Annotated in this window: 1 protein-coding gene and 2 pseudogenes; 2 read left to right on the plus strand and 1 reads right to left on the minus strand. The window is 56.3% G+C overall.

Annotated features, from left to right (window positions below; translation table 11 throughout):
* Positions 1–123: 123 nt before the first annotated feature.
* Positions 124–231: pseudogene (locus DT23_RS20380) on the minus strand (ATP-binding protein); the annotation flags it as partial.
* Between the two features lie 508 nt (positions 232–739).
* Between DT23_RS20380 and DT23_RS16845 the strand changes: the two are divergent.
* Both DT23_RS16845 and DT23_RS16855 read left to right on the plus strand, forming a co-directional pair.
* Positions 740–1180, plus strand: coding sequence for a hypothetical protein (locus tag DT23_RS16845; protein WP_038133185.1), 441 nt, complete (start codon positions 740–742; stop codon positions 1178–1180).
* A gap of 43 nt (positions 1181–1223) precedes the next feature.
* Positions 1224–2614: pseudogene (locus DT23_RS16855) on the plus strand (IS3 family transposase).
* Positions 2615–2718: the final 104 nt, after the last annotated feature.

Below are 2718 nucleotides of genomic sequence, written 5' to 3' on the forward strand. Positions count from 1 at the left end.
GTGTGGGAGCGGCGCACCGCTTACGCCCGATCCGCTTTTATATCATTTTCTCATGCTCCGGACCTCGAACCCTCAGTTGACTGGCCGCCTTGGCCCGTGAGGGCCAAGCCTTTATTGGCTGGATCAGGCGGTGTCGGCGGACTTGCGCGCGCGGCTCTGTGCGAGCCGATAGCTGTTGCCATTTATCTCGAGGATGTGGACATGATGGGTCAGGCGCTCGGAGCCGAAGGTCGAGTTGGTCATACCCAAAGATTGCCAAGGCTTCATGCATCTCGTGAAGCTTTATGCGAAACGCCCGCCACCCCGGCGGACTCATACATAGCAATTGGTGGAGGCGCAAAGACGGTATCCGGCGCGCCTGTGACTGCCCGTAATTGTACAGGATTAGCTGGGTTTCTGTCGATCCATTTATCGCTCGGAATACTGAAGACCTCCGCAGTCAGAACCGATCCGACAGGTCGCCTGCATAAATACCCGATAACTTTGATAAAGATTGAGTTGCCATGCTCTGGTGAACTATAATAAGCGTTTCGAGAACCGATGGAGAGGCATTGCTCGGCCGAACCTTCGCAAGCAAATCCGGTTGCTTCGGGGCTTACCTGACGGGGCTTGCATCCGGTTGAAGGAACGAGAGAGCAGCCAAGCCAGTAGAGCGATTACACCGCCCCAGCCAGCCAGCACAGACCAACATTTCGGGCCGATATCACGGGCCGACAAGCGCTGAAGAGGGGCAACGACAATGACCAGGCGAAACACCACGGGAACAGGCAAGATCAAGACACGCCTTGGCACGACACTCTTTTTGACCACAGCATTTACCCTATGTGGCACGATCACATTGGCGCAGACCCTCAGAGAGCCAAGCGATACCGTAGCTGGGACAGCCACGATGACTGCCAAGCAGAAAAAACAGCAGCAGATGCGCAAGATGCAGGCCGAGATGGCGGTGAAAAAGCGCAATGCCATTCCGCGCACCACGCCAATTTACAACCCCATGGGCGGGTTTCAGGGCCGTAACCTCAAACGCGCCGACACCACGACCTGTCTACAATGGCGTGGTGGCCCGCAAGGTACTTTGATGCCGATGGGAATGAGGCCGCCGCCCGTGCCGATGTCCTGCACTCATGGCGTTGTCGGGTGTGTGACGTCAGCGCCAATGGGACAGTTTAGGGCGATTTGATAAGAGAGGATTTCTGGCTCATCGTAACCACCAAGGAGTGAAGATGAGACAGAAATCAGAAACTTCACAAAGCCACGGTGAGAAGGTCGTCAAAGACATCCGCCGTGCGACGCGCAAACAGTATTCAGCGGAAGAGAAGATCAGGATCGTTTTGGACGGCCTGAAGGGCGAAGACAGCATAGCAGAGCTGTGCCGGCGCGAAGGCATTGCCCAGAGCCTATATTAGAGCTGGTCGAAGGAATTCCTCGAGGCTGGCAAGAAGCGTCTCGCAGGCGATACAGCGCGTGAGGCGAATTCGTCTGAGGTTAAAACCTTGCGCCGCGAAACCCGCGAACTCAAAGAGGGTGTCGCGGAGCAGGCCCTCGAGCTTCGCCCACTCAAAAAAAGCATTCTCGGGGATGGGGGCGACGACGCACGAGATACCCTGCATCCGAGAAGCTGGAGATCATTCGTTTGGTCGAGCAGTCGCACTTGCCGACGAAGCGAACCTTGGACAAGCCGTGCATCCCCAGGGCTACCTTCTACCGCTGGTATGATCGGTATCTATCGGGCGGCCCCGAAGCGCTTGAGGATCGTAGCCCCAAGCCGTCGCGGGTCTGGAACCGCATTCCAGACCCGGTCCGGGAAAGGATCAAGAACCTGGCTCTGGCGGAAAGCGAATTGTCACCGCGTGAACTGGCTGTTCAATTCACGGACACGGAAAAGTATTTTGTGTCAGAGGCTTCTGTCTATCGCATCCTCAAGGCCTACGACCTGATCACAAGTCCAGCCTATGTGGTGGTGTCTGCGGCCGACGAGTTCCGGGATAAGGCCACGCGGCCAAACCAGCTCTGGCAAACTGACTTCACTTATCTGAAAGTGATCGGCCGGGGCTGGTTCTGCCTGTCCACGATTCTCGATGACTACAGCCGCTACATCATCGCGTGGAAACTTTGCACGACGATGAAAACGGGTGATGTGACCGACACGCTTGATCTGGCCTTGCAGGTGTCAGGTTGTGATCAGGCGACGGTGCGCCACAAGCCGCGCCTGCTCTCTGACAACGGAGCCAGTTACATCTCGGGCGAGCTGGCCGAGTGGTTGGAAGATCAGCAGATGGACCATGTTCGTGGCGCTCCATACCACCCTCAGACGCAAGGCAAAATCCCCTCTCGCGGTTTGCGGGCAAACCGCTGCCGGGCAGCGGAGCGATGGCACCAAACCCTCAAGAACCGCATTCTGCTTGAGAACTACTACCTGCCCGGAGACCTCAGACAGCAGATCGAGGCCTTTTTCGATCACTACAATCTCCGGCGCTATCACGAGAGCCTGAAAAATCTCACGCCCGCCGATGTCTACTTCGGTCGAGGACAAGCTATTCTAAAACAACGAGAAAGGATCAAACGAAAAACCATCGAAACGCGACGCTTGCTTCACCCCGATTCCGCCGCATAATTAGATCAAACAGATGAGCCAGACCCTCTCTTAGTTCAGGCGACTAACTGCCCCAAATTATCTGACGACGGACGCCAGAGCTATGGTTGAATCTGGGTGACGCG

It is taken from the genome of Thioclava indica (assembly GCF_000714545.1).
Classification (GTDB): domain Bacteria; phylum Pseudomonadota; class Alphaproteobacteria; order Rhodobacterales; family Rhodobacteraceae; genus Thioclava; species Thioclava indica.